14 protein-coding genes are annotated in these 13,823 nt (G+C 73.1%); 4 read left to right on the top strand and 10 right to left on the bottom strand.

Annotated elements, in window-relative coordinates; genetic code table 11:
- The first annotated feature begins 1 nt into the window (after position 1).
- The 4 genes from EDD27_RS23205 to mshC all read left to right on the top strand — a co-directional run bounded on the left by EDD27_RS23205 (position 2) and on the right by mshC (position 3,291).
- A complete protein-coding gene (locus EDD27_RS23205) occupies positions 2–550 on the top strand; it encodes a DUF3090 domain-containing protein (protein WP_127934237.1) in 549 nt (182 codons plus the stop codon).
- Between the two features lie 64 nt (positions 551–614).
- On the top strand, positions 615–1,379 hold the full coding sequence (locus EDD27_RS23200) for an SCO1664 family protein (RefSeq protein WP_127934236.1): 765 nt from the start codon (positions 615–617) through the stop codon (positions 1,377–1,379).
- A gap of 30 nt (positions 1,380–1,409) precedes the next feature.
- Positions 1,410–2,057 carry an NRDE family protein gene (locus EDD27_RS23195; protein ID WP_127934235.1) on the top strand — a complete coding sequence of 216 codons (648 nt, stop codon included), beginning with the start codon at positions 1,410–1,412 and terminating at the stop codon, positions 2,055–2,057.
- A 10-nt stretch (positions 2,058–2,067) separates the two neighbouring features.
- Entirely contained in the window at positions 2,068–3,291 is a 1,224-nt protein-coding gene (gene mshC / locus EDD27_RS23190; protein ID WP_127934234.1) for a cysteine--1-D-myo-inosityl 2-amino-2-deoxy-alpha-D-glucopyranoside ligase, read from the top strand.
- Between the two features lie 280 nt (positions 3,292–3,571).
- On the opposite strand, the gene EDD27_RS23185 is transcribed toward mshC, so the two are convergent.
- The 10 genes from EDD27_RS23185 to EDD27_RS23140 all read right to left on the bottom strand — a co-directional run bounded on the left by EDD27_RS23185 (position 3,572) and on the right by EDD27_RS23140 (position 13,660).
- On the bottom strand, positions 3,572–4,111 hold the full coding sequence (locus EDD27_RS23185; protein ID WP_127934233.1) for a cysteine hydrolase family protein: 540 nt from the start codon (positions 4,109–4,111) through the stop codon (positions 3,572–3,574).
- Between the two features lie 2 nt (positions 4,112–4,113).
- Positions 4,114–5,076 (bottom strand): UDP-glucuronic acid decarboxylase family protein, encoded by a 963-nt coding sequence (locus EDD27_RS23180; protein WP_127934232.1) that lies wholly within the window; start codon positions 5,074–5,076, stop codon positions 4,114–4,116.
- Positions 5,073–5,960, bottom strand: a complete 888-nt coding sequence (locus tag EDD27_RS23175) for a glycosyltransferase family 9 protein (protein WP_127934231.1) — start codon at positions 5,958–5,960, stop codon at positions 5,073–5,075. Before EDD27_RS23175 ends, EDD27_RS23180 begins: the two co-directional genes overlap by 4 nt.
- The gene (locus EDD27_RS23170) at positions 5,951–6,625 is read right to left on the bottom strand and encodes an SDR family oxidoreductase (RefSeq protein ID WP_127934230.1); all 675 of its coding nucleotides are present in this window, start codon (positions 6,623–6,625) and stop codon (positions 5,951–5,953) included. The genes EDD27_RS23175 and EDD27_RS23170 overlap by 10 nt, the downstream gene beginning before the upstream one ends.
- Complete coding sequence (locus EDD27_RS23165; RefSeq protein WP_241564206.1) at positions 6,622–8,001, bottom strand: PfkB family carbohydrate kinase; 1,380 nt, start codon at positions 7,999–8,001, stop codon at positions 6,622–6,624. Before EDD27_RS23165 ends, EDD27_RS23170 begins: the two co-directional genes overlap by 4 nt.
- Positions 7,998–8,546, bottom strand: coding sequence for a D-sedoheptulose-7-phosphate isomerase (locus EDD27_RS23160; RefSeq protein WP_127934229.1), 549 nt, complete (start codon positions 8,544–8,546; stop codon positions 7,998–8,000). The genes EDD27_RS23165 and EDD27_RS23160 overlap by 4 nt, the downstream gene beginning before the upstream one ends.
- Before the next feature lie 2 nt (positions 8,547–8,548).
- On the bottom strand, positions 8,549–9,769 hold the full coding sequence (locus tag EDD27_RS23155; RefSeq protein WP_127934228.1) for a glycosyltransferase: 1,221 nt from the start codon (positions 9,767–9,769) through the stop codon (positions 8,549–8,551).
- The gene (locus EDD27_RS23150) at positions 9,766–10,983 is read right to left on the bottom strand and encodes a glycosyltransferase family 9 protein (RefSeq protein ID WP_127934227.1); all 1,218 of its coding nucleotides are present in this window, start codon (positions 10,981–10,983) and stop codon (positions 9,766–9,768) included. The genes EDD27_RS23155 and EDD27_RS23150 overlap by 4 nt, the downstream gene beginning before the upstream one ends.
- Positions 10,980–11,867: a glycosyltransferase family 2 protein gene (locus EDD27_RS23145; protein WP_338324660.1), complete on the bottom strand. Its 888-nt coding sequence runs from the start codon at positions 11,865–11,867 to the stop codon at positions 10,980–10,982. The genes EDD27_RS23150 and EDD27_RS23145 overlap by 4 nt, the downstream gene beginning before the upstream one ends.
- Positions 11,868–12,028: 161 nt before the next feature.
- Positions 12,029–13,660 carry a carbamoyltransferase family protein gene (locus EDD27_RS23140; protein WP_127934225.1) on the bottom strand — a complete coding sequence of 544 codons (1,632 nt, stop codon included), beginning with the start codon at positions 13,658–13,660 and terminating at the stop codon, positions 12,029–12,031.
- Positions 13,661–13,823: the final 163 nt, after the last annotated feature.

Here is a 13,823-nt window from a genome sequence, read left to right as displayed (position 1 = left end):
TATGCCGGTCTTCGACTACGACCCACCAGAGAGGTTCGTCGCCGGTGCCCTCGGGCAGCCGGGCGCGCGGGCGTTCTTTCTGCAGGCCAGGGCCGAGGGCAGACTGACGACGGTGGCGCTGGAGAAGCTTCAGGTCGCCGCGCTCGCGGGCAGGCTTGACGAGTTGCTCGACGAGGTGCTGCGTCTCAGCGGGGGCACCGCACACGTGCCGGCACTGGCGCCGGCGGACCTGACCGACGACGAGCCGCTCGACGTGCCGGTCGCGGAGGACTTCCGCGTGGGCACCATGGCACTGGCGTGGGACGCGGAGAGATCTCAGGTGGTGATCGAGGCGCAGGAGGTCATCGACGAGGACGATCTCGAAAGCCCGGACCCCGCGGTGCTGCGGGTGCGGATCAGCGCGGGCGCCGCGCGCGCCTTCACCCAGCGGGCCCTGCAGATCGTCGCGGCGGGCCGCCCGCCGTGCCCGTTGTGCGGGCAGCCACTCGACGCCACTGGACATGTCTGCGTACGCCTCAATGGATACCGCGGGGGTGAGGCGGCTACGTGAGCGAGCGAAGCGAGGGAACAATCAGACGCAGCACCTTGGTCACGAGGCCGACGAAGGAGGCCTTGTGACCGCTCCGGAGAGCGAACCGGCCGTCAAACCGTCCAACCCGCCGGGCATGCACGACGAGGAGGCCCTCACGCTGCTCCGCGACGGCCGCCTGGAGGTGGCGGGACGCCTCGTCGAGGCCACCAACATGACGCTCTACTGCTCGGTCAAGCTGGGCGAGCGCTCGGCCGCCTGCGTCTACAAGCCCGTACGTGGCGAGCGCCCGCTGTGGGACTTCCCCGACGGCACTCTGGCTGCGCGCGAGGTCGCCGCCTACGAGGTGTCGCAGGCCACGGGGTGGCGCATCGTGCCTCCGACGGTCTACCGCGAGGGCCCCTTCGGCCCTGGCATGGTGCAGCTGTGGATCGACACCGAGCGTGAGATCGACCTGATGCGGCTGGTCAAGAGCCGCAATCCGGTGGTGCGCCGGATGGCGGTGTTCGACGCGGTGGTCAACAACGCCGACCGCAAGGGCGGTCACCTGCTCCCGCTGCCGACGGGGCACGTCTACGGGGTGGACCACGGGGTGTGCTTCTCCGTCGAGGACAAACTGCGCACGGTGCTCTGGCAGTGGCGTGGCAAGCCGCTCGCCAGGGAGGCCGTGGCCGTGCTGGCCAAGCTGGAGCGTGACCTGGAGTCGGGCGCGCTGGGGCGCAGGTTGCGCGAGCTGCTGACGATGGCGGAGGTCGAGGCCACCTGGCAGCGGGTCAGGCGGCTGCTGGACACCGGGGTGCACCCGTATCCGTCGGAGGGCTGGCCCGCGATTCCCTGGCCCCCCATCTGATCGTCAGCGCCTGTTTAATACCCTTTGCCCATGTGCACGCTGATCGTGAGAACCGGGCAGCCGCTGACCCTCATGGGTGTGAGAGACGAGTTCGCCGACCGGCCCTGGGAGGGACCGGGCGAGCACTGGCCGGACTACCCGGGCGTGATCGGCGGGCGCGATCTCAAGGCCGGCGGCACCTGGCTGGCCCTCCACCCGGCGGCCCGCCGCGCCGCCGCTCTCCTCAACGCCTACGGCAGGCCCGCGCCCGAGACCACGAAGGTCTCGCGGGGCGACCTGGCGCTGCGTGCCGCGTACACGGGCGAGCTGCCCGACGTGGACCTGACCCGCTACGACCCTTTTCACCTGGTGCTCGCCGACCTGGCGCGGGTGCGGCTGCTGAGCTGGGACGGCGAGCGCACCACCGTCTCCGCCCTGCCCGACGGCACCAGCATGATCGTGAACTCGGGCCTGGACCCGGCCAATGAGCGTGTGATCGCGTACCTGCCGAGGTTCGAGACCGAGGTCTGGCGGGAGCTGATCACGGCGGAGCCGTCCGCGGACCCGGGCGCGCTCATCGTGCGGCACGAGTTGCCCGACGGCCGGGTCTTCGCCTCCCTGTCGGTGATGGAGGTGGCGCTCGCGCCGGACGGTGTGACGTACGACTTCACCGACCTGACCGCAGATCGGGACGGATAGGCTCAGGGACATGAGATCGTGGTCTGCCCAGAACGTTCCAAAGCTCCCTGGTGAGAGCATTCCGCTGCGTCTCTACGACACCTCGGCCAAGCAGGTGCGGCAGACCGATCCCGGGCCGACCGCCAGGATGTACGTCTGCGGCATCACCCCCTATGACGCCACGCACCTCGGCCACGCCAACACCTACCACGCCTTCGACCTGGTCGGCCGGATGTGGCGGGACGCGGGCCACGAGGTTCACTACACGCAGAACGCCACCGACGTGGACGACCCGCTGCTGGAGCGGGCCGCCCAGACCGGCGTCGACTGGCAGGACCTGGCCGAGCGGGAGATCGAGCTGTTCCGCGGTGACATGGAGGCGCTGCGGATCCTGCCGCCCCGTGAGTACGTCGGCGTCACCGAGGTCGTCGGCAGGGTGGCGGAGCTGATCGCCAAGCTGTCGGCCAAGGGCGTCACCTACGTCCTGGACGGCGACGTCTACTTCAGCGTGGCCGACGCCCCCAAGTTCGGCCAGGTGTCCGGTTACGACGAGCAGGAGATGCTGGCCCTGTTCGGAGAGCGCGGCGGCGACCCGGACCGGGCGGGCAAGCGCAACCCCCTGGACTGGGTGTTGTGGCGGGCGGAGCGGCCCGGCGAGCCGGCCTGGGAGTCGTCGCTGGGCAAGGGCCGCCCGGGCTGGCACATCGAGTGCACCGCCATCGCCCTGGACAACCTCGGCGCCGGCTACGACGTCGCCGGCGGGGGCTCCGATCTGATCTTCCCGCACCACGAGTGCGGCGCCTCCGAAGGGCACGCGGCCACGGGGGAGTGGCCGTTCGCCAAGTTCTACACGCACGCCGGCATGGTGGGCCTGGACGGAGACAAGATGTCGAAGTCCAAGGGCAACCTGGTCTTCGTCTCCAAGCTGCGCCAGGAGCACCACCCGATGGCGGTCAGGCTCGTGCTGCTGGCCCACCACTACCGCGCCGACTGGGAATACGTCCCCGGCCTGATCGCCGAGGCGGAGCGCAGGCTGGCCCGGTGGCGCTCGGCCGTCGGGCTGGCCTCCGGGCCGCACGCCGGGGAGCTGCTGACGCGGGTGCGCGAGCGCCTGGCCGACGACCTCGACACGCCGTCGGCGCTGGCCGCGATCGACGACTGGGTCGAGGCCGCGCTCACCGGCGGCGGCCCGGATCCTGATGCCCCCGCCCTGGTCAAGGACTTGGCGGACGCGCTGCTCGGCATCGCGCTCTAGCGAGGCGGTCACCGCTGGGCGTCCTTCCGAGGGCGGCTTGCCCGTCCCGGGAAGGACGCCCGCCCATGCCTGGTCCGGGAATCCTCTGGTCCGGTCTGAGAACCAACCCCCGGATCTGATCATCACACCCCGCATGAGATCGTTTCACCGAGCCGGCGCGTGGCTGGCGGCGCGGGCGTCCTTTCGGGAGGAGGCGCCCGGAACGGCGGGTCCCTTCGGGAGGGTGGAGGGGCCTGGGCCGGACGGCGTGTGAGGACACCGGATGTGCGGCGGACGGGGGCTAGAGCAGGCAGCTCCCGGCGGGGACGATCTCGGCCGACATGTTGCGCTCCATCATGCGCAGCGCCGCCCGGCCGAGGTCGTGGTGGATCGGCGCCACGCAGTCGGGCGGCACCATGATGGAGAACTCCCTGATGTAGCCGTCGAGCGCGCTGTACAGGATGCACTGCTCGGTCACCTGCCCGGCCAGCAGCACCGTCCCGGCGCCCAGCCGCCGCAGCAGATACTCCAGCGCCGTCCCGTAGAACGCGCTGTGGCGCACCTTCGGCAGGAACGCGCAGTCGGCCGGCGGCACGATCGGCTCCACCAGATCCGGGCGCCGCCCGCGCAGCGCCCGCTCCACGATGTCCTCCCGCGTCGCGGCGAAATCCCCGTAGTGGTCGTTGACGTAGATCAGGTCGACGTCGTCGTGCTCGTGCGCACGGGTGACGAGCGCCGCCAACGCCGACACCATCGGCGCGACGTTGCCGGCGAGCTGATCGGCGTCCTTGTGGTCGTACGGGTTGAGCATGTCGACGACCACCATCGCGGTCCGCGCCACGCTCAGGTCCGGACCTGCTCGAGCTGCTCGATCGCGGCCAGTTCCGCCGAGAACCACTCGATCGTGCGGCGCAGCCCCTCCCGCGCGGGCACCTGGGCCCGCCAGCCGAGCCGCTCGGCAGCCAGCGTCGTGTCCGGCCGCCTGACCTTGGGATCGTCGGCGGGCCGGTCGACGAACACGATCTCCGACGACGACCCGGCCAGATCCCTGATCGTCGAGGCCAGCTCGAGCATGGTCAGCTCGTCCGGGTTGCCGATGTTGACCGGGCCGGCGAAGTCGCTGCGCGCCATGGCGAGGATGCCCGACACGGTGTCGTCCACGTAGCAGATCGAGCGGGTCTGCGAGCCGTCGCCGGTGATGGTGATCGGCTCACCGGTCAGCGCCTGCCGGATGAACGTCGGGATCGCCCGCCCGTCGAACGGGCGCATGCGCGGGCCGTACGTGTTGAAGATCCGCACGATGCCGGTGTCGGTGCCGCGCGAATGGCGGTAGGCCGTGGTCAGCGACTCGGCGAAGCGCTTGGCCTCGTCGTAGACGCTGCGCGGGCCGACCGGGTTCACGTTCCCCCAGTACGTCTCCTTCTGCGGGTGCTCCAGGGGGTCGCCGTACACCTCGCTGGTCGAGGCGAGCACGAATCTGGCGCCCTTCTCCCTGGCCAGCCCCAGCGCGTGCAGCGTGCCCACGCTGCCCACCCGCAGCGTCTCGATCGGATAGCGCAGGTAGTCGGCCGGCGAGGCGGCCGAGGCGAAGTGCAGGACGAGGTCCAGCCGGTCCGGCACATGTACGAAACCGGTCAGGTCGCACTCGATGAGCCGGAACTCCGGCCGGTCCATCAGATGCTCGACGTTGCGCGGGCCGCCGGTGAGGAAGCTGTCCATGCAGACGACCTCCGCCCCCTCCTCCAGCAGCCGCTCGCACAGGTAGGAGCCGAGGAACCCGGCGCCCCCGGTGACCAGAGCCCTCATGACGTGACCTCCAAGGCAGCGTCCACGACTTCGGAAACCTCGATTTTCAGCAGGCCGGGATCGACCCGCTGGCCGTGCGGATCCCCGCAGCGCCCGGCCCACAGCGCGACGTGGCGCCAGCCGGGCGGCGGGCCCCACAACGCCGGCGAGACCGGCCCGAACAACACCACCGACGGCACGCAGAACGCCGTCGCCAGATGCGCGACGCCGGTGTCGCCGCAGACGACCAGCCTGGCCCTGCTGACCAGGTCGATCAGGTCGGCCATGCGCGTCTGCCCGGCCAGCATGCGCTCGGGCGGCAGCCCGGCCAGCTCGGCGACCTTCCTGGCGATCGGCACCTCATTGTCGGTGCCGGTGACGACCACGTCGTCCAGCGCGGCCGCGACCTTCGCGAACCGCTCGGGCGGCCAGCGCCGCGCCGGATAGGCCGCGCCCGGGTGCACGATCGCCGGCCCCGTGCGGTCGGAGATGCCGAGCGTCAGGTCCGCGGGGTCGGCCGGGATGCCGTGCCACTCCAGCAGCGAGCACCAGCGCCGCACCTCGTGCACGCCGTCCTGCCACGGCGGGCCCGTGCCGAAGCTGATCAGCCGCCCCGGCTGGGCGCGCCGCAGCGCGTCGATGCTCTCCGGCCCCTTCCCGTGCAGGTTGACCGCGATGTCCGGCCGCTCGAACGGCAGCCTGTCCATCGGCAGCGGGCCGGGACCGGACACGTCCACCTGGTCGTCCACCGCGCCGATCAGCGGCAGCAACGCCTCCAGCGCGCGCGGCGCGGCGAGAGTGATCCGGTGCCGGGGGAACGCCTGGCGCAGCGCCCGCAGCGCGGGCACGGCCGTGAGCAGGTCGCCCAGGCCGAGCCCGCGCAGCACCAGCAGTTCTAGGGCCATGACGTCTCCGTCGAGGGGCACACGACGAGCTCTCTCACCTCGCATCCGGCCGGCTGCCGCAGTGCGAACACCACGGTCTGCGCGACGTCGGCCGGATCGTTCAGCCCGGCCTCGGGGCCTGGTTTGTACTGTTCCGGCCGCCCGTCGAAGAAGGCGGTACGCATGCCGCCCGGGATCAGCAGGGTGACCCCCACCTCGCCGCGCAGCTCGACCGCCAGCGCCCGGGTGAGGCCGACGACGCCGAACTTCGACGCCGAGTACGCCGACGCGTCGCTGAGCGGCCGCAGCCCCAGCGTCGAGGCGCAGGTGACGACCTTGCCGCGGGTGTGCTTCAGGTACGGCAGCGCCGCCCGCACGACGGACGCCGTGCCGAGCAGGTTCACCTTGATGACCCGCTCCCAGTCGTCGGCGGGCACGTCCTCCAGCCGGCCGCACGCGTCGATGCCCGCGGCCGTCACCACGCCGTCCAGGCCGCCGGCCCGCTCGGCCAGCTCGCGTACCGCCCGCTCGGCCTCGCCGCGGTCGGACAGGTCCGCGGTGACGTAGTCGAATCGCTGGTCCGGCGCACGGACGTCGACGACGAGCGCCCGCCAGCCCTCCTTCTCCACGGCCTCGGCGGTGGCCAGACCGAGCCCGGAGGCTCCCCCGGTAATCAAGATGTTCACTGGATCTCCCTGATCAGATTGGTTGTCGAACGTCCCGGCAGGGTGCTCAGCACGACGATCTCCGCGCCGAGCCGGGCCAGGACCTCGGATTCGGGCAGGACCTCCCCCTCGTAGTCGCCGCCCTTGACCCACACGTCCGGGCGCAGCAGCTCGATGGCGCGGGCCGGGGTGTCCTCCTCGAACACCAGCACGGCGTCCACGCAGGCGAGCGCCCTGAGCACCTCGACCCGGTCGCGCGCGTCCACGATGGGCCGGTCGGGGCCCTTCAGCCGGCGCACCGACTCGTCGGAGTTGACGCAGACGACGAGCGCGTCGCCCAGCGCCCTCGCCCGCCGCAGCAGGCTCACGTGGCCCGCGTGCAGCAGGTCGAAGCAGCCGCCGGTGGCGATCAGCCGGCCGCCGTTGGCGTGGGTGAGCCCGGCCACCTCCAGCGCCGTGCGCGGCCGGTCGCCGAGCCGCTGCTCCTGCACCTTGACGGAGGCGGCGCCGCCGCGCTCCACGAAACGGGACGCCTCGCCGACGCCGATCGCCACCGCGTCGGCCGCGCCGGCGCCGTCGCGCAGCGCCAGGGCGGCCGCGCCGGCCAGCCGGTCGCCCGCGCCGCAGGCGTCCTGGCCGCCGGCCCGCACGGGCGGCGGCACCCGGGTGAGCGGGCCGCCCTCGATGGCCAGCGTGGCCCCGTGCGCGCCCGTCGTGACGGCCACCGCCCTGGCCCGCAGCTCCCGCACCAGCCGGCGGGCGGCCTGGTCGGGGCCGCGGTAGGCGGACGGGCACAACACCCGCGCCTCGGCCTCGCTCGGCGTCAGCAGCGCGCAGCCGGGCATCGGCTGCTCACCTCGCGGGTGCGGGTCCCACACCACGGGCACGCGCGTCTCGCGCAGCAGCTCGCGCGCCATTCTGGCCACGCCTCTGCCGTAGTCGGACACGAGCACCGCGCCGGCCGCGGCGATCGCCTCGGCCGCCGCCTCGCTGGGGGCGTACCTGGCGGTGCCGTCGCCGGTGTCCAGCCTGACCAGCGTCTGGCCCCTGGCCCTGACGCGGGTCTTGCGCACGGTGCCGCCGCGCAGCGGCAGCCGTATCAGGTCGAGCTCCTCCGACAGCAGCCCGCACAGGCGGTGCCCGTCGGGGTCGTCGCCGATCGCGGTGATCAGCACGACGTCGGCGCCGTCGCGGGCGGCCAGCAGCGCGGCCAGGCCCGCGCCGCCCGGGCGCGCCTGCTCGGCGGCGATGTCCACCACGGGGACGGGCGCGTCCGGGCACAACCGCTCCGCCTCGCCCTCGACGTCCACGTCGAGCAACGTGTCCCCGAGCACCACGAGCGGGCCGGCCTCCAGCGGGCTGTGATGGGTGTCCTCACTCCGTTGCGGATCCCTCACAGCGCCTCCTCCACCGCATCGCACAGCAAGTGGATCAGCGCGAGATGCACCTCCTGCACGGTCGCCGTCTCCTTCGCGGGCACGGCCACCGCGTCGTCGCACAGCGCGGCCAGCGGGTTGGGCGCCGGCCCGGTCATGGCCCACGCCAGGGCCCCGACGTCCTGCGCCGCCCTGGCAGCGGCCAGCACGTTCGGGCTGGTGCCGCTGGTGGACAGGCACAGCAGCACGTCGCCGGGCCGGCCGTGCGCGCGCACCTGGCGGGCGTAGACCTCCTCGGCGCCGAAGTCGTTGGCGATCGCCGTCAGCGACGAGCCGTCGGCGTGCAGGGGGATCGCCGCGAACGGCCGCCGGTCCTCCCTGAACCGGCCGACCAGCTCGGCCGTCAGGTGTTGCGCCTCGGCCGCCGAGCCGCCGTTGCCGCAGGCCAGCAGGCGGCCGCCGGAGTCCAGCACACCGGCCAGCTTCGCGCCCCACGCGCGGACCCCGGCCGCCTGGGCGTCGACCTTCTCCAGGGTGTTCCAGAGCTTTTCCAGATGAGTGTCCACGATCAACCCCCCAGGGCCGCCAAGCCGCACAGCTTGCCGTCGATGACCTGCGTGTACACGGTCTCGGTCCGCTCGGCCACGTGCGGCCAGCCGTACCTCTCCCGGGCGCGCCTGGCCCCCGCCGCGCCGAGCCTGGCCCGCTTGTCCGGGTCGCCGAGCAGGTCCTTCAGCGCTCTGGCCAGCGCGCGCGGGCGGCGCGGCGGCACCAGCACGCCGCAGCCGGCGACCGTGTCCAGGTGCCCGCCGACCGCGGACGCCACGACGGGGACGCCGCACGCCATCGCCTCGACCGGGACCATGCCGAACGGCTCGTACCACGGCACCGTCACCACGACGTCGGCCGAGCGCATGAGCGCCGGCACCTGCGCGCGCGGCACGCTGCCGATCACGTGGACCCGCTCCTCGAGGCCGTATCCGGCGGCCAGGTCGCGCAGCCTGACGGACTCCTCGTCGTCCGGGCTGCCGCCGGCGATCACCAGGTCGGCGCCGGGCAGCTGGCGCAGCGCCGCGATGACGGTGTCCACGCCCTTGCGCGGCACCATCCGGCCGATGCACAGGATCATCTGTCCCGCCGGGCGTGGTGAGCAGCCCGCGCGTGTCAGCGCCGCCACCGGGGCCACGGGCCCGTCCGGGCAGAACGCCGCCAGGTCCACTCCGCACGGCACGATGGTGATCCGATGTTCGGGCACGCCCATCGCGCACAGCTCGCCCACCTCGTCACTGCAGGTCGCGAGCACCGCGTCGGCCCGTTTGCCGATCTCGCGCTCGGTGTCGAGCCGGTGCGCGGGGCTGGTGTCCGCCTCGCCCTGCCAGCGCCGCTTGACCGTGCCGAGCGCATGGAAGGTCTGCACGACAGGGATGCCGTCGGCCGCCTGCAGCGCCGCCTGCCCGCTCATCCAGAAGTGGGCGTGCGCGACGTCCGGCGGGTCGACCGCCCAGGCGTCGGCGAGGCGGTCGGTGAACTCCGGCATGTACGGCGGCAGCTCGTCCTTCGGTATCGGCACCGGGGGACCGGCCGGCACGTACTCGACCGTGACGCCGGGAGCCAGGGGCACCGACGACGGCTGCGACCTCGACGTGCGCCGGGTGTGGACGACGATCGTGTGCCCGCGCTCGGCCAGCGCGACGGCCAGAGCGGCGACGTGCACGTTCTGGCCGCCCGCATCGACGCCGCCGACAGCGGCCAGCGGGTCCGCGTGCTCGGAGATGAGATCGACCTTCACTGAGTCAGCTCCCTCACTGCCTTGACCACCTGCTCACTTGTGACCTGGGACAGGCATGGGTGTCCGGGGACCGGGCAGGTGCGCGCCCTGCTGTCCCTGCAGGGCGCCTGCTGGTCGCCGAGCAGCACCGCGGGAACCCCGTACGGGGCCCACCGCGCCGCCGGGACGACGGGGGCGAACAGGCTCACGACCGGCGTGCCGACCGCCGCCGCCAGATGCGCGGGACCGGTGTTGCCGGCCACGAGCACGCTGGCGCGTTCCAGCACGGCGGCCAGTTCGGCGAAAGTGGTCGCGCCGCCGAGGTCGGCCGCGTCGTCGCCGGCCACATAGGCGGTGAGGTCACGTTCCGTGCCGGTCACGACCACTCGGTGCCCGTCCTCCGCCAGCTCCCGCACGGCCTGCCGATGCCTTTCGGCCGGCCAGGTCCTCGCGGGCGCCGACGTCCCCGGATGCACCACGACGTACGCGCCTTTGCCGGTGCCGTCGTTGGCACCCTTGCCGGCACCTTTGGCGGCACCCTTGCCGGCATCGGCGCCGACGCTGAGCAAATGCCCCGTAAATTTGTCTATATCCGGCAATGGCCGTTGAACTGCGAGTTTGCCGTCATCGCCCGCCGGCAGCTCGAACCCCGCGGCGCGGGCCACCGCCAGCATCCGCTCGGCCTCGGGCACGTCGACGCTCTCGTCGACGACGTGGCGCACGTCGAGCAGCGAGCCGGGGTAATCGTTGCTGATCGCGGTGATCCTGCGGATGCCGGCCAGCCTGAGCAGCAGTGCCAGCGGGAGCGCCGACTGGTGGAACGAGGTGAGGAGCACCGCCTCGTCGACCCCATGCAGCCGCCCGACCAGGTCGGCGACCTGCGCCTTGGTCACGGGCGGGGGAGTGTGGTCGATCCACGGCGCCCGCCACTCCACGACGTGATCCACGCCGGGCAGCAACTCCGCAGCCGCCCTGCCACGTGGGCCGGCCAGGAAGACGACCTCGTCGGCCAGCGTGCGCACGGCCCGGACGGCGGGCCCGGCCAGCAGCACGTCCCCGGCGTCGTCGAGCCGCGCCACGAGCACGCGCCCCCGGCCGCCGGCGCTCTTGGCGGCGGCCCGTTCCGTCTTCTCGGCGGTGGCCGTGGCCTTGGCCGCGGGGCCGCACCTCGCGGCGCCCGCCGTCACGCACGGACCCGCACCGTACAGCACCGCTCCCGGCACGCGAGCGCTCATCGCCGCACCCTCCATTCCCCCCGAAGCCGGTGCGCGCACGCGACCGGCGGGATCACCACGCTGGTGACGACCATCCGCCACACCTCATCGGGGGTACGCGGCCCCGGCGCGATCCGCCGCCACGCGAACTCCGCCGTCAACCCCGCCCACACGACCCCGGCGACCCCGGCCAGGACGGCCGACCCCCGACCGGGCACCCGCGCGCCGGCCCCGGCGAGGCGGTCGCTCGACCGGCGGGCACGCAGGGCGGCGAGCCCCGCCAAGGTCACCGCCGCCAGCCCGGCCGCCGTGGTCACCCCGTGGGCGCGCAGCCGTCCGCGCCCGCCGCCGATGGCCTCACGCCATCCCGGCCCGTGCACCCGCCGCATCAGCGCGTCGTCGGCGTTGCCCCGCTGGAAGCGCACGCTGGCCCAGAACCCGTCCTGCCGTACCGGATGAGCCGTCACCCGCTCGCCCCGCACGAGCCGGTGGCCTGCCTGCGCGACCCGCAGCGCAAGGTCGGCGTCCTCCCGATAGGCGCGCGGAAAACGCTCGTCGAATCCGCCGACCGCCTCCAGCACCGACCGCCGGTAGGCCATGTCGGCCGTCACCCACAGCGCGTCCGCCAGCCCGGCGGTGTTGCGCTCGGCGTCGGTCGGCCGGCGGCCGGACGGCAGCGGCACCACGATGCGCCCCTGGCTGCCCGCCACGTCCTCGGGCAGATCCACCAGGTCCTTCCAGACCGCCTCGGCCCACCCGGGCTCGGGGATCACGTCGTCGTCGAGGAACACCACCCAGGGCGTGTCCGCGGCCCGCCACCCGGCGTTCCGTGCCGCGGCGGGCCCCCCGCCGCCCGATCGGACGACGCGTACATGCTCAAAACCACTGATGGCGGGCAGCGTCACACCACGCTCCTTCGTGCGACTGCCACCGCCACGACGGAGAGTACCCGTTCGATCGCCATCCGTAACGCGATCGTCCACCACGATCACCGGCACCCCGGGGCCCACAGCGGCCACGGTGTCGCCGAGCGACGGCCGTCCGATGGTGGGGATCACGACGGTGATCACGAGGCGAACACCTCCCCGCGCCGCACCACGTACGGCCCGAGCACGAGCACGTCCACCGGCGCGGACCCGAAGCATTCGAGCGCGTCACGCGGGTCGTCCACCATGGGCCGACCCGCGGTGTTCAGGCTCGTGTTGACGATCACGGGCAGCCCCGTGCGCGACTCGAACTCCGCCAGCACCCGCGCCATCAGCGGCTCGGCGGCGGGGGAGACGGTCTGGATGCGCGCGGTCCCGTCCACGTGCACCACCGCCGGGATCCGCGCCGCCCAGTCCGGGTCCACGTCGTGCACGAACAGCATGTACGGCGACGGCACAGGCCCGCGCCCGAAGATCTCGGCCGCCCGCGACTCCAGCACCATCGGCGCGATCGGCCGGAACTGCTCGCGTCCTTTGACGTCGTTGAGCCGCTCGGTGTTGCGCGCGTGCCCGGGATGGGCCAGCAGCGACCGGTGCCCGAGCGCCCGGGGCCCGTACTCGGCCCGCCCCTGGAACCAGGCGACGATCTTGTCGTCGGCCAGCTCGGCGGCCACGGCAGCGGCCAGGTCGGCGGGCCGGCTGTGCGGCACGCGGGCCACGTCCAGCCACGCCCCCAGCTCCTCGTCGGTGAAACCGCGTCCCAGTGCCGCGGTGGCCATCGGAGCGATCGGCTCGCCGTGGGCCTGCGCCAGGTGCAGCGCGCCGCCCAGCGCGGTGCCCGAGTCGCCGGCGGCGGGCTGCACCCACACCTCGTCGAACGGTCCCTCGTCCAGCAGCCGAGTGTTGGCCACGCAGTTCAGCGCGACACCGCCGGCCAGCGCGAGCCGTCGCTCGCCGGTCCGCTCGTGCAGCCAGCGCACGAGCTCCATGAGCACCTCCTCCAGCCGGGCCTGCACGCTGGCGGCCAGGTCGGCGTGGTCGGAGGTCCACGAGGCGCCTTTGGGCAGGGCCTTGGCGTAGACGTTCCAGTCGACCGGCTCGACGCGGAACCCGCCGTCGCCGGTCGTGTAGACGACCTCGCGCAGCGCCTCCAGATGGCGGGGCACGCCGTAGGAGGCCATCGCCATGACCTTGTACTCGTCGCTGGAGCGCAGGAAGCCGAGGTGCTGCGTGACGTCCTCATACATGAGGCCGAGCGAATGCGGCAGCTCCTGGGTGGCCAGCACGTCCAGCTCGCCGTCGCGGTAACGGCCCGCGAGGTGGGAGACGTTCTCGCCACGGCCGTCGCACACCAGCACCGCGCAGTCGCGCCACGGCGATGCGAGCCCCGCCGAGGCGGCGTGCGCCACATGGTGGGGCACGTAGGAGACCTGGCCCGGGTCCAGTCCCGGCAGCGCGGTGGCGAGGAACAGCGGGGCCCGCACCGCGTACGTCGTGCGCAGGTCCTCCCAATCGCCGTCCGGACGCTGCGTCACCAGGGCGGGGTCGTAGGAGTAGGCCACCGCGTCGATGTCCTCGGGGGCGAGGCCCGCCTTGCGCAGGCACCAGGCGGCGGCCAGCTCGGGCAGTTCCCACGCCGAGAACGCCAGCGGCCGCTTGCCGTGCTTGCGGCGGCTGAAGCGCTCCTCCTCCGCCGCGGCCACGATCCGTCCGTCGACGACCAGCGCCGCCGCCGGGTCGTGAAAGATCGCGTTGATGCCGAGAAATCGCATCTTTCCTCCCCCACAGATGTCGTGAACCGCTACCGAGAGAAGCGGTCCTCAAACCTGCGGCAACTCTCCGAGATGCGGAAACGGGTGCAGCGGCCTGCACTTGGTCACGGTACGTAGTTGTTTGCCGGGGATGTCCCCGGGTAGCTGGCCGACATGCGACGGA

The sequence above is a fragment of the Nonomuraea polychroma genome (assembly GCF_004011505.1).
Lineage (GTDB): Bacteria > Actinomycetota > Actinomycetes > Streptosporangiales > Streptosporangiaceae > Nonomuraea > Nonomuraea polychroma.
The sequence above is the reverse complement of the archived record's forward strand: the minus strand, read 5'-3'. Positions and strand labels throughout refer to the sequence as shown.